21 protein-coding genes are annotated in these 24,230 nt (G+C 71.1%); 11 read left to right on the forward strand and 10 right to left on the reverse strand.

The window, feature by feature from the left end:
• The first annotated feature begins 141 nt into the window (after positions 1-141).
• From Hbl1158_RS08890 to Hbl1158_RS08905, 4 genes are all read left to right on the forward strand, one after another.
• Positions 142-2,322 carry an OB-fold nucleic acid binding domain-containing protein gene (locus Hbl1158_RS08890; RefSeq protein WP_234296715.1) on the forward strand — a complete coding sequence of 727 codons (2,181 nt, stop codon included), beginning with the start codon at positions 142-144 and terminating at the stop codon, positions 2,320-2,322.
• Between the two features lie 185 nt (positions 2,323-2,507).
• Positions 2,508-4,268: a tRNA uridine(34) 5-carboxymethylaminomethyl modification radical SAM/GNAT enzyme Elp3 gene (locus Hbl1158_RS08895; protein ID WP_234296723.1), complete on the forward strand. Its 1,761-nt coding sequence runs from the start codon at positions 2,508-2,510 to the stop codon at positions 4,266-4,268.
• Between the two features lie 69 nt (positions 4,269-4,337).
• Positions 4,338-5,534 carry a mechanosensitive ion channel family protein gene (locus Hbl1158_RS08900; RefSeq protein WP_234296732.1) on the forward strand — a complete coding sequence of 399 codons (1,197 nt, stop codon included), beginning with the start codon at positions 4,338-4,340 and terminating at the stop codon, positions 5,532-5,534.
• A 93-nt stretch (positions 5,535-5,627) separates the two neighbouring features.
• On the forward strand, positions 5,628-6,467 hold the full coding sequence (locus tag Hbl1158_RS08905; RefSeq protein ID WP_234296734.1) for a ZIP family metal transporter: 840 nt from the start codon (positions 5,628-5,630) through the stop codon (positions 6,465-6,467).
• Positions 6,468-6,496: 29 nt separating this feature from the next.
• Here the strand turns inward: Hbl1158_RS08905 and Hbl1158_RS08910 are convergent, their stop codons facing one another.
• Positions 6,497-7,762, reverse strand: coding sequence for a M20 family metallo-hydrolase (locus Hbl1158_RS08910; RefSeq protein WP_234296736.1), 1,266 nt, complete (start codon positions 7,760-7,762; stop codon positions 6,497-6,499).
• A 131-nt stretch (positions 7,763-7,893) separates the two neighbouring features.
• Here Hbl1158_RS08910 and thrS point away from each other — a divergent pair, with 131 nt between their 5' ends.
• On the forward strand, positions 7,894-9,828 hold the full coding sequence (gene thrS, locus Hbl1158_RS08915; RefSeq protein ID WP_234296745.1) for a threonine--tRNA ligase: 1,935 nt from the start codon (positions 7,894-7,896) through the stop codon (positions 9,826-9,828).
• 89 nt (positions 9,829-9,917) lie between these two features.
• Here thrS and Hbl1158_RS08920 read toward each other — a convergent pair whose 3' ends face one another.
• The gene (locus tag Hbl1158_RS08920; protein ID WP_234296747.1) at positions 9,918-10,553 is read right to left on the reverse strand and encodes a hypothetical protein; all 636 of its coding nucleotides are present in this window, start codon (positions 10,551-10,553) and stop codon (positions 9,918-9,920) included.
• 240 nt (positions 10,554-10,793) lie between these two features.
• Here Hbl1158_RS08920 and Hbl1158_RS08925 point away from each other — a divergent pair, with 240 nt between their 5' ends.
• Positions 10,794-11,210, forward strand: coding sequence for a hypothetical protein (locus tag Hbl1158_RS08925; RefSeq protein ID WP_321169936.1), 417 nt, complete (start codon positions 10,794-10,796; stop codon positions 11,208-11,210).
• Positions 11,211-11,215: 5 nt separating this feature from the next.
• On the opposite strand, the gene Hbl1158_RS08930 is transcribed toward Hbl1158_RS08925, so the two are convergent.
• From Hbl1158_RS08930 to Hbl1158_RS08940, 3 genes are all read right to left on the reverse strand, one after another.
• Complete coding sequence (locus Hbl1158_RS08930; protein ID WP_234296756.1) at positions 11,216-11,410, reverse strand: cold-shock protein; 195 nt, start codon at positions 11,408-11,410, stop codon at positions 11,216-11,218.
• Between the two features lie 441 nt (positions 11,411-11,851).
• Entirely contained in the window at positions 11,852-13,381 is a 1,530-nt protein-coding gene (locus Hbl1158_RS08935; RefSeq protein ID WP_234296758.1) for a zinc ribbon domain-containing protein, read from the reverse strand.
• Positions 13,378-14,550 (reverse strand): beta-ketoacyl synthase N-terminal-like domain-containing protein, encoded by a 1,173-nt coding sequence (locus Hbl1158_RS08940; protein ID WP_234296760.1) that lies wholly within the window; start codon positions 14,548-14,550, stop codon positions 13,378-13,380. The genes Hbl1158_RS08935 and Hbl1158_RS08940 overlap by 4 nt, the downstream gene beginning before the upstream one ends.
• Positions 14,551-14,951: 401 nt before the next feature.
• Here Hbl1158_RS08940 and Hbl1158_RS08945 point away from each other — a divergent pair, with 401 nt between their 5' ends.
• Together Hbl1158_RS08945 and Hbl1158_RS08950 are read left to right on the forward strand one after the other, a co-directional pair.
• A complete protein-coding gene (locus tag Hbl1158_RS08945) occupies positions 14,952-15,980 on the forward strand; it encodes a transcription initiation factor IIB (RefSeq protein WP_234296768.1) in 1,029 nt (342 codons plus the stop codon).
• A 210-nt stretch (positions 15,981-16,190) separates the two neighbouring features.
• Positions 16,191-16,370, forward strand: a complete 180-nt coding sequence (locus Hbl1158_RS08950; RefSeq protein WP_234296770.1) for a hypothetical protein — start codon at positions 16,191-16,193, stop codon at positions 16,368-16,370.
• Positions 16,371-16,469: 99 nt separating this feature from the next.
• Here Hbl1158_RS08950 and Hbl1158_RS08955 read toward each other — a convergent pair whose 3' ends face one another.
• Positions 16,470-16,874 carry a translation initiation factor IF-2 subunit beta gene (locus Hbl1158_RS08955; RefSeq protein WP_234296772.1) on the reverse strand — a complete coding sequence of 135 codons (405 nt, stop codon included), beginning with the start codon at positions 16,872-16,874 and terminating at the stop codon, positions 16,470-16,472.
• 234 nt (positions 16,875-17,108) lie between these two features.
• Between Hbl1158_RS08955 and Hbl1158_RS08960 the strand changes: the two genes are divergently transcribed.
• A complete protein-coding gene (locus Hbl1158_RS08960; RefSeq protein ID WP_234296774.1) occupies positions 17,109-17,345 on the forward strand; it encodes a UPF0058 family protein in 237 nt (78 codons plus the stop codon).
• 86 nt (positions 17,346-17,431) lie between these two features.
• Here the strand turns inward: Hbl1158_RS08960 and Hbl1158_RS08965 are convergent, their stop codons facing one another.
• Positions 17,432-17,944 carry a DUF555 domain-containing protein gene (locus Hbl1158_RS08965; protein WP_234296776.1) on the reverse strand — a complete coding sequence of 171 codons (513 nt, stop codon included), beginning with the start codon at positions 17,942-17,944 and terminating at the stop codon, positions 17,432-17,434.
• A 93-nt stretch (positions 17,945-18,037) separates the two neighbouring features.
• Here Hbl1158_RS08965 and Hbl1158_RS08970 point away from each other — a divergent pair, with 93 nt between their 5' ends.
• Positions 18,038-18,967, forward strand: coding sequence for a sulfide-dependent adenosine diphosphate thiazole synthase (locus tag Hbl1158_RS08970; protein WP_234296800.1), 930 nt, complete (start codon positions 18,038-18,040; stop codon positions 18,965-18,967).
• A 3-nt stretch (positions 18,968-18,970) separates the two neighbouring features.
• Positions 18,971-20,473 (forward strand): bifunctional hydroxymethylpyrimidine kinase/phosphomethylpyrimidine kinase, encoded by a 1,503-nt coding sequence (gene thiD, locus Hbl1158_RS08975; protein ID WP_234296813.1) that lies wholly within the window; start codon positions 18,971-18,973, stop codon positions 20,471-20,473.
• A gap of 8 nt (positions 20,474-20,481) precedes the next feature.
• On the opposite strand, the gene Hbl1158_RS08980 is transcribed toward thiD, so the two are convergent.
• The 3 genes from Hbl1158_RS08980 to Hbl1158_RS08990 form a co-directional block, all read right to left on the reverse strand.
• Positions 20,482-21,399 (reverse strand): DNA glycosylase, encoded by a 918-nt coding sequence (locus Hbl1158_RS08980; protein WP_234296822.1) that lies wholly within the window; start codon positions 21,397-21,399, stop codon positions 20,482-20,484.
• A gap of 32 nt (positions 21,400-21,431) precedes the next feature.
• Positions 21,432-23,168 carry a hypothetical protein gene (locus Hbl1158_RS08985; protein WP_234296824.1) on the reverse strand — a complete coding sequence of 579 codons (1,737 nt, stop codon included), beginning with the start codon at positions 23,166-23,168 and terminating at the stop codon, positions 21,432-21,434.
• Between the two features lie 90 nt (positions 23,169-23,258).
• A complete protein-coding gene (locus Hbl1158_RS08990; RefSeq protein ID WP_234296826.1) occupies positions 23,259-24,221 on the reverse strand; it encodes a mechanosensitive ion channel family protein in 963 nt (320 codons plus the stop codon).
• Between the last annotated feature and the right edge of the window lie 9 nt (positions 24,222-24,230).

Below are 24,230 nucleotides of genomic sequence, written 5' to 3' on the forward strand. Positions count from 1 at the left end.
ACCGGCCGATCGCGGCGGCGACGCGGCTCGCGTCGACGGAAACACGGCTCGCGTCGACGGTGGTCGACGGTCACGCGCTGGGCGGGCCGGGCGTCGACGTTTCGACAACCGTTTTAGGCAGGGGGCATTCGATTCACACAAATGGGTAAGTGTATCATCTGCGGTACGTCCGTGGACGGACGTATCTGCAGGTCCCACCAGGAGGACGTCGTCTTCGAGTTCCGCGGAAACGACCCGAACCAACTCGTTCAGAACCGATTCTACACCGGCGTCGTCGACGGCTACGCCGACTTCGGCGTGTTCATCGACCTGTCGTCGAACGTCACCGGGCTGCTTCACCGGTCGGAGTTGGACCGCCGGATCGAATCGCTCGACTGGGAGCCCGGAGACGAGGTGTTCGTCCAGGTGAAGAACGTTCGCGACAACGGCGACGTGGACCTCGCGTGGTCGATCCGACAGTCCGAGCGGGAGTTCCGCGGCGCGCTCGTCCAGGACGGGACCGACGAGCGCGAGCGCGACGCCGACGACGGCGACGACGGCGACGGCGGGTCGGGCGTGACCCACCGGCCGACTCCCGACACGCCCGGGGAGGGCGACGACGACGAAAGCGACGGCGAGAGCGGAGGCGATGAAACCGCGGACGACGGATCAGCAAATTCGACCGACTCGAGCGACTCGGGCGGCTCAGGAAGTTCCGAGGCCGCGACGGACCGGAGCGCCGGAACGTCGTCGGCGTCGGCGTCGACTGCGACGGACGACAGCGACGACGGCGACGACATCGACGCCGTTCGCGAGCGAAACCAGGCGACCCCGGACGGCGAGTACGAGCGGGTCGATATCGGCTCGCTGTCGAACCGCGTCGGCGAGACGGTCCGCATCGAGGGCGAGGTCGTGAGCGCGCGACAGACCGGCGGTCCGACCGTGTTCGAACTGCGCGACGAGACGGGCGTCGTCGACTGCGCGGCGTTCGTGAAGGCCGGCGTTCGCGCGTACCCCGACATCGAGTCGGGCGACATCGTTCGTCTGGAGGGCGAAGTCGAGGTCCGACGCAACGAGATCCAGGTGGAGACGGAGGCGCTCGCGTCGTTAGAGGGAAACGAAGCTGAGGCGGTCCAGCGCCGCCTCGCAGAGGCCGTGACGGACGAGGCGCGACCCGACGAGGTGGCGACGCTGGGCGGCCACGACGCGGTCGCCGCCGCCGAGGACGACCTGCTCGACGCCGCCGAGACGATCCGCCGGGCGGTCATCGAGTCGCGTCCCATCGTCGTTCGCCACGCCGCGACCGCCGACGGCTACGTCGCCGGCGCGGCCGTCGAGCGCGCCGTGCTCCCGCTCGTGCGCGAGGAGCACGCGAAAAGCGACGCCGAGTACCACTACTTCACCCGGCGACCGCTCGACGAGCCGGTGTACGACATGGACGCGGCGACGAAGGACGCCACCCGGATGCTCCAGGACCGCGACCGCCACGACGAGAAGATCCCGCTGGTGCTTCTGGTCGGCACCGGCTCGACCGTCGAGTCCGAGGACGGCCTGGACCTGCTGGGCGTGTACGACGCCCAGCGCGTCGTCGTCGACGCCGCGACCGCGGACCCGGAGATCGCCGACGCCGTCGCGACGCTCGTCAACCCCGGACTCGCCGGGGCCGACGCCGGGGACCTGACCACGGGTGCGCTGGCGTCCGTGCTCGCGGCGACGGTCAACGACGAGGTCGCCGAGGACCTGTCGCACCTCCCCGCCGTCTCCTATTGGGAGGGCGCGCCCGAGGCGTACACCGACCTCGCGTCCGACGCCGGCTTCGACGCCGATCGGGTCGCGGCGCTTCGCGAGGCCGTGGCGCTCGAGGCGTACTACCAGAGCTATCAGGACAAGCGCGAGCTCATCACGGACATCCTCTTCGGCGAGGAGGGCGCGGACCTGGCGGACCACATCGCCGGGCAGTTCCGCGAGAAGCTGGAGACGGAACTCGACACCGCCGAGGCCAACATCGCCGAGCGCGAGGTCGACGGCCGCACGTTCGCCACGCTGGACGCCGACGCGTACAGCCATCGCTTCGACTTCCCGTCGACGACGCTCCTGGCTGACGAACTCCAGCGCCGGGGCGAGCGCGACGCGACAGTCGTGTACGGCACCGACGAGCTGTACGTCCGCGCCGACGGCGACGTGGACGTGCGCTCGGCCGCCGGCGACGCCGCCATGTCGGTGCCCGACGCGGGCGTCACCGCCGTCGGCGTCCGCCAGGGCCGCATCGAGTACCTGGCCGGCCGCCGCGACGAGGTCACCGACGCCGTCGTCGACGCGGTCGCCGGACAGCTGAACGACTGAGCGCGACGCGGACTGGCGGTTCTCTCGGGGCTCGTCTTCACCGGTGACCGACCGGTCGGTTCACCCGAACGCTCACGCGGTGGCACGTGCAGGCGGATCTCCGTGTCCGCTGGACGCAGACGGTCGGATCGATCCGATCCTCACGAACGAAACCCTTACCCTCCGAACGGGACCACTCACACGCAATGAGCGGCACCGCGGAGCCGGACCCCGAGCTGTCGGCGTACGCCGAGAAGTCCGACGAGCCCGAGGCGTTCGAGCGCGCCTGCGCCCGGATCGTCGAGCGGATCCTCGAGGGGGAAATCGACCGCGACGACCTCGAGTCCGCCAAGCTGGACGCCTGTTCGGAGTTCTCCTCCCCGAAGGTTCCGCAGAACACCGACCTCCTCCAGCGTGCCCCCGAGGGCCGCCGCGAGGCGGTCCGCGAAGTCGTCCGTCGAAAGCCCGTTCGCACAGCCTCGGGCGTCTCGCCGGTCGCGATCATGACCTCGCCCCACACCTGTCCGCACGGGAAGTGCCTCTACTGCCCCGGCGGTCCCGCCTCGGAGTTCGACTCCTCCCAGAGCTACACCGGCCACGAGCCCGCCGCCGCCCGCGGCCAACAGAACGACTACGACCCGTACGGACAGGTCACCCTCCGGCTGGAACAGCTGCGCCACATCGGCCACCCGGTCGACAAGGCCGAACTCATCCTCATGGGCGGGACGATGACGGCGCGCTCGCACGACTACCAGGAGTGGTTCGTCAAGCGGGCGCTGCAGGCGATGAACGAGTACGACACCGAGGCACGGCCGAACCCCGCCGAGGGACGCAGCTTCGCACAAGAGCCGGAGGCGTACGACTTCGAGTACCTGGAGGACGTGAAGAGCCGGAACGAAGAGGCGGACGTGCGATGCGTCGGGATCACCTTCGAGACCAAGCCCGACTGGTGCGACCCCGAGCAGATCGACCGGATGTTGAAGCTCGGGGGGACGAAGGTCGAGGTGGGCGTTCAGACCACCTACGAGCGCGTGAACCGCGAGATGCACCGCGGCCACGGCAACCAGGCGTCGATCGACGCGAACCGTCGGCTGCGCGACGCCGCGTTCAAGGTGGGCTTTCACATGATGCCGGGACAGCCGGGGATGACGAGGGAGATGTGCCGCGAGGACTTCCGCCAACTGTTCGAGAACCCCGACTGGCGGCCCGACTACCTGAAGATCTATCCGACGCTCGTCGTCCGCGGGACCCGCGTGTACGACTCGTGGCGGCGCGACGAGTTCGAGCCCCTCTCGAACGAGGAGGCCGCCGACCTCGTCGCCGACGCGATGGATCAGATTCCGAAGTACTGCCGGCTCCAGCGCGTCCAGCGCGACATCCCCGCCGACTTCATCGACGCCGGCGTCTGGAAGTCGAACCTCAGGCAGTTGGCGGAGGAGCGCGCCGCGGAGAAGGGCCACGAGTTACGGGACATCCGCGCCCGCGAGGTCGGGCACAACGACGCCGACCCGCGCCCCGAGGACGTGGAGTTGGACGTGACGACCTACGAGTCCGGCGGCGGCCTCGAACACTTCATCTCCTTTGAAGACTCGAAACAGGACCTCCTGGTCGGTTTCTGTCGGCTGCGGTTTCCCTCCTACTCGCACGCCGCGCCGGGTGCCGGCCCCGTCGCCGACGGCGACGCCGTCCGTCGGGAGCTGGCTGACGCCGCGCTCGTTCGCGAGTTACACGTGTACGGGTCGCCGGCGACGTTCGACGGCGCGGACGGCGACGCGGGAGCCGAACGCGAGAGCGGCGACTGGCAGCACCGTGGCTACGGTCGACGACTGCTGCGGAAGGCCGAAGACCTCGCGGCCGACGCGGGCTTCTCGAAGCTCTCGGTCATCTCGGGGATCGGCGTTCGCGGCTACTACCGCGACAAGCTCGGCTATCACCAGGACGGTCCGTACGTGAGCCGACGGCTGTAGCCGGTCGTCGGGACCGATCTCCGGCGCTCCCACCGCCGGAGTTTAATGCGGCCGTCGGTTCCCAGAGGTATGCAGGTGAGCTTCCTCGCCGCCCTCCGGGAGACGCTGGAGGGGTTCGTCACCACGGAGGCGCGGGTCTCCGCGACGGTCGTCCTGGTCACCGCGGCGACGGTCACAGCACTCGTTTTGACGCCGCGAGCGGTCCGGACGACTCACCGGATCGTCCGAGATCGCGTCCTCGGGCACGAACACGTGCCCGTGGAGGCGTCGACGTTCGACTGGGGCTTTCCGATCACGGCGGTCGTCAGGACGGTCCAGTTCGCGGTCGTGCTCGGGTGCGGACTCGCCACGCTCGTCGTGTGGGGGTACGTCGGCGTGGCGCTGGGCGTCCTCGACGCGATGGCCGCGACCGTGCCGGGGCTCGTTCGGCTGCTCGTCACCGTCGCGGTCGTCGCGGCCGCGCTCGTCGGTATCGACGTGCTGGAGCGTCGCCTGGAGGCGTACGCGCGGGAGTCCGACAACATCAACCAACATCAGAAGGGGATCGTCTTTCGCGTCCTCCAGATGAGCGTGCTCGGGGCCGCCGTCGTCGGGAGTCTCAGCGTCTGGGGTATCGACCTCAGCGGACTGCTCATCGGCGCGGGATTTCTCGGTATCGTCATCGGCACGGCCGCCCGCTCGACCATCGGCTCGCTCATCGCCGGGTTCGTCCTCATGTTCTCGCGGCCGTTCGAGCTGGGTGACTGGGTCGAGATCGACGGCGAGGAGGGGATCGTCACGGACATCACCGTGATCAACACCCGGATGCGCTCTGCCAACGGCGAAGTCGTCGTCATCCCCAACGACCGCGTCGCCAACGCGACCGTCTCCAACCGCACCCGGATGGGCCAACTCAGGCTCTCCGTCGACGTGGGGGTCGACTACGACGCCGACCTGGAGACCGCGGAGTCGGTCGTCAGCGACGCGCTCGAGGACGTGAGCCACGTCGAGGACAACCCCCTGCCGCAGGTCGTCCCGAAGGCGCTCGGCGACTCGGCGGTCGTGCTTGAGTGTCGCGTCTGGATCGACACCCCGAGCGCGCCCAAGCGCGCGCTGGCGACGGCCGCGGTCGTCCGCGAGGTGAAGGCCGCACTCGACGACGCGGGGATCAAGATCCCCTACCCGCAGCGGGAGGTCACCGGCCGCGAGGAGACCGGCGGACTCCGGGTCGCCGATGGCGACGGCGACCCGCTTGCTTCGCCCCCACCGTCGACGACCGACGACTGACGGCACCGCGGACGGCCGCGGTTCCGGGGACGCCGTCGCGCCCCCGTGGTCGGGTGACCCATACTTTTGTACCCCTCTCGCGGTGGTGTACCCGTGTTCGAGGGAGCGTTCGTCGATCTGGTCGGGACGGATCCCGTCGTGCAGGCGCTCGTCGCCGGGTGCGTCATCGCGGGGATCAACATGGTCGGGGCGCTGTTGGTGCTTTTCGTTCGCGATCCCAGCGAGCGACTGCTCGACGGGGCGCTGGGCTTCGCCGCGGGCGTCATGCTCGCGGCGTCGTTCACGTCGCTCATCGTCCCCGGCATCGACCTGACGGAAGTGATCGTTCCCGGCGTGCCGGCGACCGGCCTGCTCTCGCCGGTCCCCGTCCTCGTCGGGATCGTTCTCGGCGTCCTCGTGCTCGATCAGGCCGACCACTGGGTGCCGCACGTGCACGTCCTCGTCACGGGCCGAGAGCGGTCAGATCAGACGGTCGCCAGCGCGACGGTCGCCCCGGTAATCCTCTTCATCGTCGCCATCACGATCCACAACATGCCCGAGGGGTTGGCCGTCGGCGTCGGCTTCGGCTCCGGCGAGGTCGCAAACGGGCTCTCGCTCATGCTCGCGATCGGTCTCCAGAACGTCCCGGAGGGGCTGGCTGTGTCGGTCGCCGCGGTCAACGCCGGCTTCGACCGCCGGACGCACGCCGTGCTCACCGGGATCCGCTCGGGACTCGTCGAGATCCCCCTGACCGTGCTCGGCGCGCTCGCCGTCGCGGTCGCGGCACCGATCCTCCCGTACGCGATGGGCTTCGCCGCCGGCGGTATGCTGTTCGTCATCTCCGACGAGATCCTCCCGGAGACGCACTCGCGGGGTCACGAGCGGGTGGCGACGCTGGGGACGATGGTCGGCGTCGTGGTGATGCTGTACCTGGACGTCGCGCTCGCGGCGTGAGGCGACCGCTACGCTTCGGCGACGCCCCGCTACGTTTCCTCGACGCCAGCCGCGTCGGCGAACGCGCCCGCCAGCACCCGGGTCGCGGCCGCGCAGTCGTCCCAGTCGGTCCACTCGCGGGGGTTGTGGCTGATGCCGTCACGCGAGGGGGCAAAGAGGAGGCTCGCGTCCGTCACGTCGGCGACGTGCATCGTGTCGTGGGCCGCGCCGGAGTGCAGGTCCAGCGTCTCGATCCCGGCGTCGTCGCCGGCGCGATGGGCGGCCTCGCGGAGTCGCTCGGCCATCGGCGTCGGCTCGAGATCGAACGGCCGGGCGAACTCGGTGGCGACGCCGCGCTCGTCCTCGATGCGTCCGAGCGTGTCGCGGACGGCGTCGACGACCGTCTCCATCGACTCGTACTCGATGTCGCGGATGTCGATTCCGGCGTCGACCCGCCCCGGCACCACGTTCGTCGCGTTCGGCGAGACGTCGAGGGAGCCGACGGTGCCCACGGCGGAGTCGCTGCTCGCGTCGACGACCTCGTTCGCGGCCGTCTCCACGTCGAGGACGACTTCGGCCGCGGCCGCGAGCGCGTCCGTCCGGTCGCGCATGTGGGTCGCGCCCGCGTGGTTCGCCTCGCCGCGGATCTCCACGTCGAGATGGGTGATCCCCGTGATCGTCGTGACGACGCCGACCGGGACGCCCGCCTCCTCCAGCGTCGTGTCCTGCTCGACGTGGAGCTCGTAGAAGGCGTCCCACTCGCCGGCGTCGAGTCGACCCTCGCCGCGGAAGCCGATGTCCTCTAAGGCGGCGTCGAGTGCGACGCCCTCGTCGTCGGTCAGCGCGAGCGCCTCCTCGACGGTTCGATCGCCCACGGCGACCGAGGAGCCGAGCAGGCCGTCGGCGAAGCGCTGCCCCTCCTCCTCGGTGAAGGAGACGACGACGACTGGGCGGTCGGGGGAGACGCCGGCCTCCTGCATCGTCCGGACGGCCTCCAGCGCCGAGTAGACGCCGAGGGGACCGTCGAAGATGCCTCCCTCCGGTACGGAGTCGAGGTGGCTGCCGGCGGCGACGGCCGCGGCGTCGGGGTCCGCGGAGTCCGGCGTCCACGTTCCGGCGACGTTGCCGACGGCGTCCACGGTCACGTCGAGACCCGCGTCGTCCATGCGGTCGAGGAGATACCCGCGGGCGCGACGGTTCGCCTCGGTGCCCGCGAGGACCGTCCGGCCGCGGCCTTCGACGGCGTCGATGTCCCCGAACGCGGCCGTCGCCTCGATGTCGTCGCGGAGCCTGTCGGCGTCGACGGTGAGATCCATGCTTCCGGGTTCGTCGCCGGCGGTGTTGGGTCTTTCCGAAGCGGCTACGCGAGGCCGGTTCCGGACCCCCGCCCGCGACGCTCTCGCACGGTTCGACAAGACTTATTCGCGCCCCCCGGCACCGAACGCGTATGAGCGACATCGTCGTCACCCTGCCGGACGGGTCGGAGCTGTCCGTCCCGGAGGGTGCATCCGTCGAGGACGTGGCGTACGAGATCGGGCCGGGACTCGGGAGCGACACCGTCGCCGGCGTCGTCGACGGCGAACTCGTCGACAAGGCCGCTCCCGTGCACGACGGCGCGCGGATCGAGATCGTCACCGACCAAAGCGACGAGTACCTCCGGGTGCTCCGCCACTCGGCGGCGCACGTGTTCGCGCAGGCGCTTCAGCGGCTCTACCCCGAGGCGAAGCTCGCGATCGGTCCGCCGACCGAGGAGGGGTTCTACTACGACGTGGCGAACGTCGACATCGACGAAGACGACTTCCCGGCGATCGAATCGGAGATGGCCGACATCGTCGACGCCGACTACGACATCCACCGGGTCGAACTCCCACGCGAGGAGGCGCACGCCGAGTACTCCGACAACGAGTACAAAGCCGAGATCCTCGACGAGGAGGCCGCCGGCGAGGACCCCGTCTCCGTGTACGAGCAGGACGACTGGCGCGACCTGTGTAAGGGTCCCCACGTCGAGTCCACGGGGGAGATCGGCGCGTTCGAGCTGTTGAACATCTCCTCGGCCTACTGGCGCGGCGACGAGGAGAACGAGCAGCTGACGCGGGTGTACGGGACGGCCTTCGAGTCCGAGTCGGACCTGGAGGAGTTCCTGGAGCGACGCGAGGAGGCCAAAGAGCGCGACCACCGGAAGATCGCTCGGGAGATGAACCTCTTTTCCATCCCGACGATCACGGGGCCGGGCCTCCCGCTGTATCATCCGCCGGGCAAGACCGTGCTCTCGGAGCTCGAGGCGTACGTGAACGAGCTGAACGACGAGGCGGGCTACGGCGAGGTCGAGACCCCGCACGTGTTCCGGACGGAGCTGTGGGAGGAGTCGGGCCACTACGACAACTACCAGGACGACATGTTCCTCTTCGACGTGAACGACGAGGAATACGGCCTGAAGCCGATGAACTGTCCCGGCCACGCCACAATCTTCGATCAGGGCTCGTGGTCCTACCGGGACCTCCCGGTCCGGTACGCGGAACACGGGAAGGTGTACCGCAAGGAGCAGCGCGGCGAGCTGTCCGGCCTCTCGCGGGTGTGGGCGTTCACCATCGACGACGGCCACCTGTTCGTCCGCCCCGACCAGATCGAAGCGGAGGTCCGACAGGTGATGGACGGCATCGAGCGGGTGCTCGACACGTTCGACCTCGACGTGTCCGTCGACTTAGCGACGCGCCCGGAGAAGTCCGTCGGCGGCGACGAGGTCTGGGAGCAGGCCGAGTCCCAACTGGAGTCCGTGCTGGAGTCCTCGGCGCTGGACTGGGGGATCGAGCCCGGCGACGGCGCGTTCTACGGCCCGAAGATCGACTTCTCCTTCGAGGACGCCCTCGGGCGCTCGTGGGACGGCCCGACGGTCCAACTCGACTTCAACATGCCCGAGCGCTTCGACCTGACGTACACGGGCGAGGACAACGAGGAGCACAGACCGGTGATGATCCACCGAGCGCTGTACGGCAGCTTCGAGCGCTTCTTCATGGTGCTGATCGAGCACTTCGGTGGCGATTTCCCGTTCTGGCTCGCCCCCGAACAGGTCCGAATCTTGCCCATCTCCGACGACAACCTCGGGTACGCCCATCGGGTGAAGAACGAACTCTCGGAGTTCCGCGTCGAAGTCGAGGACCGAGACATGACCGTCGGCCGGAAGATCCGCGCGGCCCACGACGACCGGGTCCCCTACATGGTCGTCGTCGGCGGCGACGAGGAGGAGGCCGGGACCGTCTCCGTGCGCGACCGCTTCGAGAACGAGCGCAACGACGTCGACCCGAGCGCGTTCGTCGAGCACCTCCGCGGCGAGGTCGACGAGCGGACGGTGACGCCCGACTTCGTCACCGACCACGACGCGTAGCGACGCCGCGGGCGACGGCCGACCATCGGGTGTCGCCGACGCGGGAGCCGTCGCCGACGCGGTCGATCCCCGCCGGCGGGCGTCGTCGGTCAGAAACAGGCGACGACCGTCCCGTCGCGGACGTTCGGGTGGTCGTTCGCGCCGCCGGTCGTCGACGCGCGCCGTGCACCCGCGTCGGTGACGAGGTACGTCGAGAGGTACACCGGGCTGTCGGCGTGAACGACCGTCGGCGAGGCCGTGCCGGTCCTCACGTCGCCGGTGTTGCTGTACCAACTCGCCCGAACGCGCACGACGTACCCGCCGTCGACGCGGGTGACGTTCTCCACCCCCGCGCTCGCGCCGAAGGAGACGGTGTCGCGGGCGAGGTTATCGTTCCGGAGGTACGCCTCCTCGAAGGTCTCCGCCCACTCTCCGGCCGCCTCGGCCGTCAGCTCCGCGGGTGCGTCGGGGTACGCCACGGGCGACACGTCGTCGCGGACCGGATCCACGCCCTCGGGGCGCGCGGGCGTGCAGTCGTCCGGGATCGTGCCCACGGTGGTCGTCGGGGCGGTCGTCGGCTCGGTCGGCGTCGCCGGCGATTCGGTCGGTGTCACCGTCGCCGGCGATTCGGTCGTCGCCGGTCCCGCGTCGGGCGTGTCGACGCCCGGCGTACCGAGACAGCCGGCCGACAGGAGGACGACCGCGACGGCGACGGCCCGGAGGGTCGCTGTGGCGTTCGGGGACATCGACCGGTCGTGCTCGCGAACGCGGTAAGTGTCTTGGGGCGACCCGGTCTGAACACGGGACGGGGGAAGTTCCACGGTAACGTTTAACACGGTCGCACCCGAACTGTCGGTCGATGGTCGGACGGTCATTCGTCTGTCGCGAGTGCGAGACGAGCGTCAGCGTCCTCTCCTACCGGGCGACGTGCCCCGACTGTGCGGGCCCGCTCGAACAGGTCACGCGCTCGCGGGCCTGACCGACGCGTGTCCGACTCCGGCGACCCGGAGGGCTCCGATCGGGTCGACGACGGCGACGCTGGCGACGACGCCGACGACCCCGGAGCGACGGCGATCCGAACGCTTGCAGTCACGACTGACGACGTGATCGCCGCCCTCGAGGCGCGCGACCGTGGCCGTCGCGACGCCGTGCTCCGTGTGACTCCGCCGTTCTCCGGTCGAATGCGCGCGCGCCTCCACGTCGCCGGCGGCGAGGGCAAGTACGACGGCGACCGACGGCCGATCCACGTCGAGCCGCGGGCGTTTCTTCCCGAAGAGTTCCCGCGATTTCCCGGCGACGGTGCCGAGCGCTGGCGCTCTGCAGCGCGTGAGTCGCTCCAAGAACAGGTCGAGCTGTGTGGCTCCGACGGACCGATCTCGGTCCGGGTGCGATACCTCGGATAGCGCCGTTACAGGCGCTGGAGGTTCGTCGCCCGTGGGCCCTTCTCGGCCTCCTCGATGTCGAACTCGACCTCCTGTCCCTCCTCGAGATCCGGACCGCCGACGTCCTCCATGTGGAAGAAGACGTCCTCGTCCGCGTCTTCGCTCTCGATGAATCCGTAACCGCCCGTGTCGTTGAAGAATGCAACCGTGCCTGTCGCCATTCGCGAATACCTCGATATCCGCTAACGCGACATCAGTATAAATATCTGTGGGTGTCGGTGGCACGCCGACGTGACGGACGTCCTACCGGCGCTACTGGCGATTTCGACCGCCGGTTCGGCCGCAATCGTTCCGAGGAACGTTCCTCGTCGTATGCCGCCCGGTCGTACAGGTCCCGAAGAACCGCGTCGTGGTCGTCGAGTGATGCGACGCCGACGGTTCGGATTCACGGCCCGCGAGTCCGATATCCCCTTCACGTCCGGCAGATCTCTGCGGTGTCGTTCGCCTTCCGTAACGCTGATAGGGGAGAGGTGTAACATCGCATATGCCTACGGTCGGCCGTTCCGTCGTGTGCCTCTCTCATCCCCCCCAGGTACGACGTGGCCACCGTGGGCGTTTTCCGACACGCCGAGCCTCGCGGCCGCTCCCCGCGGGGCCCGGGTTCACGCGGGCACGGCTTTCCGTCCGTAGCGGACGACGCCCTCCTGCTCGTACACGCGCCTGAACACGGCGCGGACCGCATCCCCCGCCGACGCGTCGTCGGGGTCGGCCGCGCACACCTGCATCGGAACCGAGACCGAGCGCCCGTCGCGCTCGAAGGCGACGATAGCGACCGCGTAGTCGCCGCCGCGGGCGGCCTGTCGGGCGAACTCCGGGGGCGCGCTTCCGGGCGTGACGCCGGTCACCGTCTGAATCGTCCCGACCGACGGAAGCGGGGCGGCCTCGTACTCGACGAGGCTGTGGCAGTCCGGACAGGCACCCTCGGGCGGGAACGCGAGCGCGCCGCAGTCGGGACAGCGTCCCGCCCGAAGTCGGTAGCGAGCGGGGATCGACCGTCGCCACGTCGGCACCGACACGGCCGCGCCGCCGCCGGCCGGCGGCTCGTCGGTCGTGATCTCACCGCGCAGTCGCAGCGCCTCCGGATAGCTCGCGGTCGCGTCCGGGTCGGCCTCGGTGTCGCCTTCGACGGGCGCGACGCCCGAGACGAGGAGGGCGTCAGCGCCCGCCCCGCTCCCCCACCCGACGAGGAGCGTCCGGGTCGCGCCGGCCCGCAACGCCGTCGCGAGTCCGACGAGCGGCCCGGCGGCACCCAGGTCGCCGAGGCGGTCGACGGGCGTGGCCACGGCGTCGGAGTCGATCCCGATCGCACGGGCCGCCCGCGCCGGACGGTCGCCGTCTGGGGCGGTGATCGCCAGCGCGTCGACCTCTGTCGGGTCGCCGATATCGGGAGCGGTATCGGACGGGTCGCCGTCGGCGGCATTCCCGCCCAGCACGTCGACCGCAGCCGCGACGGGTCGGACGAACGCGCGGCGGTCGTACGCCGACACGCCGAGCCCCTCCACCGTCTCGGTTCCCGGACGGCGAAATCTGGTCCCCGGGTAGTCGGCGGCGACCTCCGCGTCGCCGAGGAGACGTGCGCCCGGTGTGGCGGGGTCGCCGAGGACGACCGCCGCCGCGCCCGCCCCGGCGGCCTGTCCCTCGACCTCCCCGGGCTTCCCGCGCGGGCAGTCGGCCGCGACGACCAGCGTCGGGAACGCGCCGGCGTCGCGGGCGGCACGAAGCGCTCGCGTCCCGGCGCGGGTGCTCCGGCCCGCATACCGCGTCGTCGCGTCCGCGGGGACCCCCAGCGCGGCCCCCAGTCGGGGCGTCAGATCCTCCTCCGCGACCGGCGGCGTCGTGGTCGCGAACGCGAGTCCAGCGAGGTCAGCGCCGTCGACGCCGGCCGCCGACAGCGCGCGCTCACCGGCCGTCGCCGCCATCGTGAGCGCGTCCTCGTCGGGTGCGGGGACCGCGACCGCGTCGACGCCGCGAGGCTGGAACCGCCCCCACGCCTCCGCGACCGCGTCGCCCGCGAGTCGCGCACGCGGTGCGTACGTCCCGGCCCCGAGGATCCGGGCATCCGCGTCCGTGTGAGTGTCCGCCTTCGGGTCCGCGCCCGCATCGGCGGTCGCGGCCGCGTCCGGGTCGCTCACGCGCCCGTCACCCCCTCGGCCTCGAACACGTGGACGACGGCCGCGCCACCGGAGCCGCCGACGTTGTGTGTCAGTCCCCGCTCGGGGTCGGTCAGCTGTCGGTCGCCCGCTCGGCCGGTGAGCTGGTCGAACGCCTCGACCGCCTGCCCCGCGCCCGTCGCACCGATCGGGTGGCCCTTGGACTTGAGACCGCCGGAGGTGTTGACCGGGAGGTCGCCGCCGGCGGCGGTGACGCCGTCGGCGACGAGATCCGCCGCCTCGCCGCGGTCGCAGAAGCCGAGGTCCTCGTAGGCGAGCAGTTCGGCGATCGCGAAGCAGTCGTGAACCTCAGCGAAGTCGAGGTCCGCCCGCGGGTCGGCGATGCCCGCGGCGTCGTAGGCCCCCCGCGCGGCCGACTCGCTGGCCGGGATCGCGGTGTAGGCGTCACGCTGGAACAGGCCGACGCGGTCGGACGCCGCGCCGACGCCGGCGACGCGCACGCGGTCGTCGAACGACGCCGCGACCGTCTCGCTCGCGACCAGCACGGCGGCCGCGCCGTCGCTCGTGGGACAGCAGTGATACATCGTGAGGGGGTCGGCGACGACGGCCGCGGACTCGGCCTCCTCGACGGTACACCCGAACCCGAGGTGAGCCTTCGGGTTTCGCGCGCCGTTGGCGTGACTCTTCGCGGCGACCTGCGAGAGCGCCTCGCGGGGCGCGTCGTGCTCGCGGAGGTACGCGTCGGCCATCTGGGCGTAGACGCCCGCGAAGGTGGTGCCGGCCATGCGTTCCCACTCGGTCTCGCCCGAGACGCCCAGCCAGTACTTCGTCGCCTCCGCGGAGGCGTCCGTCATCACCTCGACCCCGCCCGCGAGGACGAGGTCGGCCATCCCCGAGCGCACGGCCATCACGGCCTGCCGGAGCGCCGAGCCGGAGGCCGCACAGGCGTTCTCGACGCGCGTGCAGGGGACGCCGTGCAGGCCGACGTGCTCTGTGACGGCCGGACCGGCGAGACCGAGCTGTCGGCCGCCCACGCCAAGCGTTCCAACGAACGCCTCGTCCACGTCGCCGGGGTCGAGATCCGTCGGGGCCGCTTCCTCGTACGCCTCCCGAAAGAGGGTCCGGTACGTCTCCTCGGGGAACGAGCCGAACGACGACTGGCCCGCGCCCACGACGTAGGCGTCGGTCACGCTCGAGACGGCTCCTCCCGGGACGGTAAGTGTTGCCCGTCCCCCGCGGAGGGCGATGCGTGGTCGGAACAGGATCGAGGCGTGGCCGGAACAGGATCGAGGTGGCGGTGTAGCCGTGTCGAGTCCGGACCGTGATCGGCTCCGGTGGCCGTCGTCACACGGATGATCCAGGCCCGCTCTGACGGAGGCGGCTGGAGCGAATCATTTTTACTCATACGATCACGCAATACGGCTCGGTCGTAATCGACGCAATTCCCACCGTTCGCGGCTTCTCGGCGGTGTGTGCGGCCGAATCACGTCCACAAAAGTTTTAATACCTAGCGCTTCGTTACTACTGGTAAGGACGACACCTCCTCGGGAGCAGTTTTTCGCTCCCGGACCGGCGTCGATCCGGGAGCACCATGAGCGAGTCAGAAACCACCATCAGCCGCTACACCGAACGCGAGGACAGCACGAGCGAACGAACCGACGAGCGATCCGAGGAGCGAACCGAGGAGACGGAATCGGTACGCGCCTGTCCGGAGTGCGGCGGGAGCGTCCTGGCCGACGAGGAACACGGCGAGACCGTCTGTGAGGACTGCGGGCTCGTCATCGAGGAAGACGCTATCGACCGCGGTCCCGAGTGGCGGTCGTTCGGGCAGGACGGCGAGAGCAAGTCGCGCGTGGGCGCGCCGACGACCACGATGATGCACGACAAGGGGCTGTCGACGAACATCGGCTGGCAAAACAAGGACGCCTACGGCAACGCCCTGTCTGCCGAGCGTCGCCAGCAGATGCAGCGGCTGCGCACGTGGCACGAGCGCTTCCGCACTCGCGACTCCAAAGAGCGCAACCTCAAGCAGGCGCTCGGCGAGATCGACCGCATGGCGAGCGCGCTTGGCCTCCCCGAGAGCGTCCGCGAGACGGCGTCGGTCATCTACCGTCGCGCGCTCGAGGAGGACCTCTTGCCGGGCCGCTCCATCGAGGGCGTCGCCTCCGCGAGCCTGTACGCCGCCGCCCGCCAGGCGAACACCCCGCGGTCGCTGGACGAACTGACGGCCGTCGCGCGCGTCGACCGGATGGAGCTGACCCGGACGTACCGGTACGTGGTCCGGGAGCTGAAGCTGGAGGTCGCGCCCGCCGACCCCGTGCAGTACGTGGGACGGTTCGCCTCGGAACTCGGCCTCTCGGACGAGGGCGAGTGGCGCGCGCGCGACCTGCTGAAGACCGCCCAGGAGACGGGCGTCACGAGCGGAAAGTCGCCGGTCGGCCTCGCCGCGGCCGCCGTCTACGCCGCCGCGCTGCTCACCAACGAGGCGCTCACGCAGAGCCAGGTGAGCGACGTGGCGGGCGTCAGCGAGGTGACGATCCGGAACCGCTACAAGGAGCTACTGGAGGCCGGCGAGGTCGCCGACGGGCCGTCTGGCTCGCCCGACCGCGCCGACGCCTGATCGGCCCGGCTCCCGCCCGGACGCGCTGACTCGTTCCGGGCGCTCCCGGTCCCCCGCCGCGAAGAACGCCGTGGCGTACCCGTTCGGTCCGCGCCTGGTCGGTGCGGCCGCGCGGCCCGCCGATCGTTCGCTCGACCGCCCTCCATGTGAACTGTCCACATGAGAACTGCCCACAAGCCTTTATTGGCACCACCGTCAACCCGACGCCGTATGGTCGAGGCCTTCGTCCGGCTGATCTGCCCCGAGTGTTCGAACGAGTGGGAGGACGGTCCCCACAGTCTTCCGGGCCACCGAGAGAACTTCTCGTGTCCGTCGTGTCACGCGACCCGCCGACTGGCGGAGTTCATGCGCACCGAGCGCGACCTCGACACCCTCAAACAGTTCACGTAGCCGCGAGATCACGCCGACGGCGATGGCGGCAACGCGCGAGGCGACGATGATATCGTCGGAAGCGGTCAGAGCGCGGTCGGCCGACCGAGGCCGCCACCCTCACTCGCCGAGGCTCGTTATCGCACCGCAGGCGTCGCACTTGAGCACGTCCGCGCCGCCCTGCTCGACGATCCGCGTGTCCGGCAGTCCGCACTCCGAGCAGATGACGTAGCCGTCGGTGTAGGATTCGACCGCGTCGGCGACCCGTCGCTGCTTGAACTCGCCGGTGAGGCGAGCACGGCCGGACTCGTCGATCCGCGCGGCCGTTCCGAGTTCGTCCTGGAGGTACTTCAGCAGCTCCGACTCCTCGCGGTTGAGTCGGTCGACGAGGGTCTGAAAGTTCTCGATGACGGTGACGTTCCCTTCGGGACGAACCTCGGGGTCGGGCACCTCGAACCGGCTCCCGTGCTCGTCGATGTCGGGGGTCTCCTCGACGGCTCGATCGAGCATGTCGTCGTAGTCCATGTCCGGCCGTTGTGGCGTCGCGAGCAAAAATGTTCTCGGCCCGTTCGGGCGAGCGCGCGGGGCCGCCTGCGGCCGCCCCCTGACGGGGCCAGCGACCGGGCTCAGCGCCGTAACCCGACCGTACTAATGTCAGCCAAAAGCTACGATATCCGCGAGTACCTAAATCCGTCGAGAAGCGTGCTAACGAGACTCAAGATAAGTCTTTAACCCTTCGGTCGCAAGCCGAATTCGTCCATGAAGAAGCAGGAGCTCATCCACCTGCACGGCCTTCTCAGCGAGGTACGAAGCGAGTTCGAGTCGGACGGAGCCGACCTCGACCTCAGCGAGTACGAAGACCTCGGCGTGAAACCGACATCGATCCACCGATCGAAGACGGACCACAAGGCGGCCGTGTTCAAGCTGGCGTCCGGTATCACATCGTCCACTAGCGAGGAGGCGACGAGCGAACCCGTCGCCCCCACCGCCGACTGAGCGACGACCGCGCGCTCCCCACGAAGCCACACTCCGGAGTGGCGACGCCGTTCTCCGCGACCGCGTTCGAGCCTCCGAGCCGCGGCTCAGCGCTCCTCCTCGACCATCTCCTCGAACTCCGGGAGGAGGTCGTCGTCCGCGTCGTCGCCGGCGCTCGTGGACCCGTGACCGTCACCGCGTGAGTCGTCGTCGCCGTCCCCGGGACCGCCGGTTCCGCTATCACGGCCTCCGGTATCGTCGTCCTCGTCGTCCCCGTCGTCCTCGTCTTCGAGCGGTTCGACGCTGAGCACCTTCAGCGGGATGTTCCGGAGTCGCTGGCCGATCTCCTTGCGAGCGATCCGGGAGGCGTGCTCCTCGCGCTCGACGTTGAACACGGACATCTCCAACTCCAGCGCCACGAGCGCCTCGTCGGCGGCGACGAACGCCGGCGGAAGCCGTTCTCCCTCGGGAGAGGTGCGCGAGCCCATCGATATCTCGACGTAGTTGAGGTCCGGGTTCAGCATCTCGCCCGTCTTCGAGATCGCGATCCGAATCGCCTCGTCGGTCGTCTCGATGTCGTACACCGGCACCGCCGCCTCGACGACGACCCGACAGTCCATGTGAGTACGTACCGCGAGCGCGGCCATGAAAGTTCGGCCGTCGGGCACGCCGTGAGAAAAGGTTAATAGTGAGTGGTATTACTAGGTGTTCGCATGCAGTTCGACGGGTTCAGCGACGCCGGAGAAGCGACAGTCACCCGCGCCATCGCGGACGCGTGGCACGGCGAGTTCATGGGCGGCACCGAGGCGGAGGTGGTGATCGTCGGCGGCGGACCGTCGGGGTTGACCGCCGCCGCCGAGTTGGCCGAGCGGGGCGTGGACGTGACGGTGATCGAGAAGAACAACTACCTCGGCGGCGGCTTCTGGCTCGGGGGATTCCTGATGAACAAGCTCACTGTCCGGGAGCCGGCCGACCGGATCCTCGACGAGTTGGGCGTTCCCCACGAGGAAAGCGAGGAGGCCGACGGGCTCCACGTCGCCTCCGCGCCGCACTGTTCGTCGGCGCTGATCGAGGCGGCCTGCGCGAAGGGCGCGCGGATCCAGAACATGACGGAGTTCACCGACGTGGTCGTCCGCGAGAACCATCGCGTCGCGGGCGTCGTCGTGAACTGGACCCCGGTCCACTCGCTTCCGCGCGAACTCACCTGCGTCGACCCCATCGCGCTGGAGTCGGACCTGGTGATCGACGCGACCGGCCACGAGGCGGTCGTCGTCTCGAAGCTCCACGAGCGCGGGGTCGTCGACGCCCCCGGGGTCGCACACGCCGCCGACGCCGACGCCGGGATGGACGCCAGCGCCGCCGACGAGTACGGCGCGCCCGGCCACGACTCGCCGGGGCACGACTCGATGTGGGTCGCCGACAGCGAGGACAGGGTCGTCGAGGAGACGGGGTTCGTTCACGACGGACTGATCGCGGCGGGGCTCGCGACCGCGACGACCCACGGGCTCACCCGGATGGGGCCGACCTTCGGCGCGATGCTCGTCTCGGGCAAGCGCGCCGCGGAGGTCGCGCTCGAGGAGCTGGGCGTCGACGCCGCGCCCGTGGAGATCGGCGGCTCCGCGCCCGCCCCGGCCGACGACTGAGCCGTGTCGGGGGACGCTCGGGACGGCGGCGACGCCGAGCACGACGACACCGCCGAGCACGACGACACCGCCGAGCACGACGACACCGTCGCACGCGACGGCACGGTCGCCCGCGACCGCGACACGGACCACGGCTCGCCCGCGACCGCGCCCGCGACACCCGCGGCGTCCGCGCGCCGTCCGCCCGTCGCGCTCACGGTCGCTGGCACGGACAGCGGCGGCGGAGCGGGCGTCGCGGCCGACCTGAAGGCGATGGCGGCCCGCGGCGCGTTCGGGACCGCGGCGGTAACGGCGGTGACGGCGCAACACACCGCCGGCGTCGACTCGACGCATCCGGTCCCGCCGGCCGAGGTCCGAGCACAGGTGCGGGCCGTCGTCGAGGACCTCCCCGTCGCGGCCGCCAAGACCGGCATGCTCGGCGACGCCGAGCGCGTCGCGGCGGCCGCGGATGCCCTCCCGGCGTCGCTCCCGCTGGTCGTCGACCCCGTGGTCGTCGCCGCCTCCGGCGCGCGCCTGCTCGACGGGGCTGGCGTCGACGCGCTCGCCGACCGCTTCCTCGAGCGCGCGACCGTCGTCACGCCGAACGTCGCCGAGGCGGAACTGCTGACCGACCAGTCGATCGGGTCGCCGGCGGACGCGCTGGCTGCCGCGCGCGACCTCCGGGAACGGGGTTCGACCGCGGCGCTGGTCACCGGCGGCCACCTCGAGGGCGACCCGGTCGACGCCTACGTCGGTCCCGACGGCGAGCGACGGTTCGAGCGCGAGCGCGTCGACACCGACGCGACCCACGGTACCGGCTGTACGCTCTCGGCGGCGATCGCGGCCGAACTCGCCGGCGGCGCGGAGCCGCGCGAGGCGGTCGCGGCCGCGGAGGCGTACCTGGACCGGACGCTCCCCCGCGGACTCCCGTACGGGTCGGGAGCCGGACCGGTCCAGCACCTCGGCGCGACCCGAACGGACGCGGCGACACCGGCGGCTGGCGCGGCCCTGCGGGCAGAAATCGCCCGACTCGAACGCGCCGGTCCCCCCCTCGCCGACGCGGTTCCGGAGGTCGGGACGAACGTCGCAGTCGCGCCCCCCGGCGCACGCGACCCGGAGGAGGTCGTCGCCGTCGAGGGGCGACTCCGGGCGACCGACCGCGGAGTGCGCGCGGCCGCCGGCGTCGCCCGCGGCGCGTCCGACCACCTCGCGCGCCTGCTGTGTGGCGTCCGCGCGGTCGACCCCGAGGCGCGCGCGGTCGCGAACGTCCGGCCGACTGACTCAGCCGTCGACAGGCTGGCGTCCGTCGGCGACGTGGTTCGCGTGGACCGCCGCGAGGAGCCCGCGGACGCGGCGGGAACGATGGACTGGACGGCCGCGACCGCGATGGCCGGACGCGAGCGCGCCCCCGTCGCGATCGTGGACGACGGCGCACACGGGAAGGAGCCGATGGCTCGGGTGTTCGGCGACTCCGCGGCCGAGGCCGTCGACCGAGTGTTGCTGGCGGCCGGCGTCGACGCGGAGTGACGGGGGCGTTACTCCCCGCCTGCACGGAGGTAATAGAACACGTAGGTCTGCGCGTAGCCGGCGTACTCGCCGCCGAACCGGTCGCGGATCGCGCGACTCGTCTCGGCGTAGCCGCCGGCGTCGCACTCTGGGTAGTAGTCCGCGATGGCCGTCCGGATCCAGGTGTCGAGGGGGACGGCCTCGAGGAACCCGAGCGAGAACAGGAGGACGCAGTCGGCCACCTTGTCGCCGACGCCGACGAACCGGGTGAGGTACTCGCGGGCGTCCTCGTACGCGAGGTCCCGAGCGTCGGCGGGGTCGGCCTCGCCGTCGGCGACCATCTCGGCGGTCCGACGGACGTACGGCGCACGGTAGCCCAGCGACAGGTCACGCAGTTCCTCCTCGGTCCGAGCCGCCAGTTGCTCGGGCGTCGGGAACGCGTGGAGCGTCCGCCCGTCGAGGGTGACGGGGTCGCCGAAGGACTCGGCCATCCGCATCTGCATGCCGTGGATCCGACTCACCCGCATCTGCGCCGAACAGATGAACGAGATCAGACACGCGAACGGCGGGTCGCGGACGAGCCGCATCCCGCGGTACTCCTCGTAGGCGCGGTCCAGGAGCGGCAGTTCCGGGGTCGCACCCAGGATCGCGTCGAGGTCGTCGTCCAGGCGCAGGAGGTGCGTGAGAAGCGGGACGGCGTCGGTGTTCGACTCCCACTCCAGCCGTTCGTCGACCTGGCGGACCCGAACGACGGCGCGCTCGTCGCTGACGCCGTCGATCGGCGGGACGACCGTCTCGTACCAGGCGTCGCCGCCGTAGGCTGACATCGTCTCGTACATCTCGCCGTCCCCGTCGGCGCGGTCCCAGAGGTAGGTCTGCCCGCTCTCGACGGTCGCCTGGAGGTCGAACGGTCCGATCGACTCGAGGGGGATCGCCCCGGATTCCATCGACGGACCCACGACCCCCACGGGGTTGCGGGTTACGGTTCCGGCCGTCGGTCGCGGGCGGGGGCGTCCTCGTTCGATGCGTTCGGGTCGCCGCCGTTCGACGGGGCCGTGTCGCCGCCGTTCGACGGCCCCGAATCGTCCTCCGACGACGCGGAGGCGGTCGCGGCGTCGTCCGCATCCAACGGCGGCAGCGTCGCGTTCACGGAGACGCGGTAGTCGGCGAGCACGAACAGCAGTCCGAGCCCGATCAGTTCCCAGACGATGATCGCGGGGATCACGCCCCCGAGGGGGTCGGAGACGAGTTCGAACTCGAACACCGCGAGCGCGACGCGATGGAGCGTCAGCCCGAGCGTCGTCGCGGGGTCGCTGGAGAACGTCACCGTCGCGAGCGTCGCGGCGACGGCGACCGCGGCCGCGAGCGCGAGGACGAGCGGAACCCGGACCCCGTCGGCGTCGACTTCCCCGGTCGTTCCGTCGCCGCGGTCGCCGTCATCGCCGCCGCCGCCGTGGTCGCTCGTGCCGTCACCGCGGTCGTCCCCGAGCAGGTCCGGCCGGCGCATGGCCGTCGCGAGCGCGGTGACGGCGACCGCCAGGTACGAGAACGCGAGCCCGGGCACGGCGACGTACAGCGCCGCGTCGACGATATCGGCGACCGCGAGCGTCGCCGCCGCGGCGTACACCACGGCCAGCGGGACGACCGGCGGCTCGTCGGGACCGCGGGCCAGCGGCGGGGCCAGCTCCGCGAGACCCGCGAGCGTGCGCGCGGCGGGGACGCCGAGCGCGACGAGCGCCGCCAGGCCGGCGACGACGGAGACGAGCACCGTGAGCCCGAGCGGGTCGACCGGGAGGTACGCTCCGATCGCATCGGCCGCGGGGATGTCGGCGAGGGTGAGCCGCGCCCAGTTGATGACGCCCAGCGCGACGAGCGCCGTGAGCGCGACGAGCGCGCCCGCGACCGCCGCGGCGACGACCGACCCGTCGCGCGCGCGGTCGCCGTCGACACCGTCGGCGTCGGTGTCGTCGTCACCGCGGTTCGAGCCGGTCGCCTCGGCCGCGTAGGCGGCCGACTCGATTCCGACGAACGCGAACAGCGCGAGCGCGACGCCGCCGACGAGGGCCCCGACCGGGTCGGCCCGAAGCCCCGACGTGGGGTACAGCGGGTCGAAGTTCGCGGGGACGAACTCGCCGACGCCGGGGAGGAACGCCGCCGCCAGCAGCGCTCCGACGCCCGCGACGACTGCCCACGCGGGGACAGCAGCCGCCAGCGCCGCCCGCCGTCGGCCGAGGAGATGAACGGCGAACGCGAGCGCGCAGACGGCGACCGCGAGCGCGTCGCTCGCGAGCGCACCGGGCGGAGCGAGACCCAACACGGCGGCCGGTCCCGTCGGCTCGTCGAGGGTGCCCTGAACGTACGCGCCGGTTCCGGCCGGGAGCGGCGCGAGTCGACCGAGCCACTCGGCGAGCAGGCCCAGCAGTCCGACGTACCCGCCCAGGGCGGCCCAGGCCGCGAGAGCGCCGAGCCGACGCGAGCCAGACGCCCGTGCTATCGAGCCGTACACCGGGCCGCGCTCGCCGCCCACGCCGGCGGCGACGCCGAAGGCGACGGCGAGACAGACGGCTCCGCCGCCGGCGACGAGGTACGCCGCCGGGGCCTGCGGACCGGCCCCCTGGGCGACGCCGCCGGGGAGATACAACAGTCCGCCGCCGAGCGCCGCCGCCAGACCGACGCCGGCCGGCCGGAGCGCGCGCACGAGCCTCCCCCGATCCATGGCTGTCCTGTGGTACCGAGTGGCAAAAGTCCGCGGGATGGATCCGCCACGGCCGGACGCGCGAGCGGCCTCAACGCCGACGGGACCGGGTCAGCGGTTCCGGCTGACCGGAAACGCCACGCGGTCCGGGTGGTCGTTGAACTCGGCGAGCACGCGCTCGTACAGGGCGTTGCGGACGCGGGTCGCCCGCCGGTGATGGACCAGATAGCGCAGGCGGAGTTCGACCCACGACTCCCGCTGGGTCACGTTCACCGACGGCCGCTCGTCGACCTCCAGGTCGACCGCCGTCTCCGCGAGGCGGTCGCGGTAGCGTTCGACCGCCGTCGCCATCTCCTCGCCCAGGTGGTCGGCGGCGACGGCGATCATGCGCTCGCGGGCGAACGCCAGGTCCGTCTCGTAGGCGACTTGGACCGACAGCTCGTTCCAGACGAAGGGAGTGTTGACGCCCGCGAAGTTCACCACCTCCGAGGAGAGCGCCTGGCTGTTGGGCACGGTGACGGTCCGGCCGGAGGGCTGGTTCGTCGAGACGAGCGGTCCGTTGATCTCCCACAGGGTCGTGACGAAGAAGTCCACGGCGATCACGTCGCCCCTCACCTCGCCCATCTGGACGCGGTCGCCGACGGCGTACGGGCGCTCGATCATGAGGTAGAACCACCCGACGAGCGAGAGCAGCGGCTGTTGGAGCGCGAACGTGATCGCGAAGCCGACGATGCCGAGCGAGACCAGCAGACCCACCCAGCGATCGGTGACGACCCCGAGCACGCCGGCCAGCGCGACCACCCCGAACGCCAGCCTGAGGACGTTACGGATGTCGTGGGCACGCCGGCGGGTCGCCTGGCGGGCCGCGAGCGCGTACGTCACGAAGTACGCGCCGTTGGCCGCGAGCGCGACCGCCGCCGCCAAGAGCGCCGTCGCCGCCGCCTCGTCCGGCGTCGCCCCGCCGACCGACGGGAGATCGAACGTCGAGAGCGGCGTCGTCGTCCGGACGGCCGCCGCGGCCACTCCCGAGACGAGCGCGAGCGCGAGCGAGACGTAACCGAGGGGACGTCGCACGGCCGTTCC

Origin of the sequence: Halobaculum sp. CBA1158, from assembly GCF_021431925.1 — an archaeon.
Lineage (GTDB): Archaea > Halobacteriota > Halobacteria > Halobacteriales > Haloferacaceae > Halobaculum.

Coding starts and splice junctions, on each gene's coding strand:
- Hbl1158_RS08900 (WP_234296732.1), top strand. CDS start 4,338: ATGCAGGTGAGCTTCCTCGCCGCCCTCCGGGAGACGCTGGAGGGGTTC.
- Hbl1158_RS08985 (WP_234296824.1), bottom strand. CDS start 23,168: ATGGATCGGGGGAGGCTCGTGCGCGCGCTCCGGCCGGCCGGCGTCGGT.
- Hbl1158_RS08965 (WP_234296776.1), bottom strand. CDS start 17,944: ATGGACTGTCGGGTCGTCGTCGAGGCGGCGGTGCCGGTGTACGACATC.
- Hbl1158_RS08895 (WP_234296723.1), top strand. CDS start 2,508: ATGAGCGGCACCGCGGAGCCGGACCCCGAGCTGTCGGCGTACGCCGAG.
- Hbl1158_RS08945 (WP_234296768.1), top strand. CDS start 14,952: ATGAGCGAGTCAGAAACCACCATCAGCCGCTACACCGAACGCGAGGAC.
- Hbl1158_RS08960 (WP_234296774.1), top strand. CDS start 17,109: ATGAAGAAGCAGGAGCTCATCCACCTGCACGGCCTTCTCAGCGAGGTA.
- Hbl1158_RS08980 (WP_234296822.1), bottom strand. CDS start 21,399: ATGGAATCCGGGGCGATCCCCCTCGAGTCGATCGGACCGTTCGACCTC.
- thrS (WP_234296745.1), top strand. CDS start 7,894: ATGAGCGACATCGTCGTCACCCTGCCGGACGGGTCGGAGCTGTCCGTC.
- Hbl1158_RS08910 (WP_234296736.1), bottom strand. CDS start 7,762: ATGGATCTCACCGTCGACGCCGACAGGCTCCGCGACGACATCGAGGCG.
- Hbl1158_RS08930 (WP_234296756.1), bottom strand. CDS start 11,410: ATGGCGACAGGCACGGTTGCATTCTTCAACGACACGGGCGGTTACGGA.
- Hbl1158_RS08955 (WP_234296772.1), bottom strand. CDS start 16,874: ATGGACTACGACGACATGCTCGATCGAGCCGTCGAGGAGACCCCCGAC.
- Hbl1158_RS08920 (WP_234296747.1), bottom strand. CDS start 10,553: ATGTCCCCGAACGCCACAGCGACCCTCCGGGCCGTCGCCGTCGCGGTC.
- Hbl1158_RS08970 (WP_234296800.1), top strand. CDS start 18,038: ATGCAGTTCGACGGGTTCAGCGACGCCGGAGAAGCGACAGTCACCCGC.
- Hbl1158_RS08950 (WP_234296770.1), top strand. CDS start 16,191: ATGGTCGAGGCCTTCGTCCGGCTGATCTGCCCCGAGTGTTCGAACGAG.
- Hbl1158_RS08890 (WP_234296715.1), top strand. CDS start 142: ATGGGTAAGTGTATCATCTGCGGTACGTCCGTGGACGGACGTATCTGC.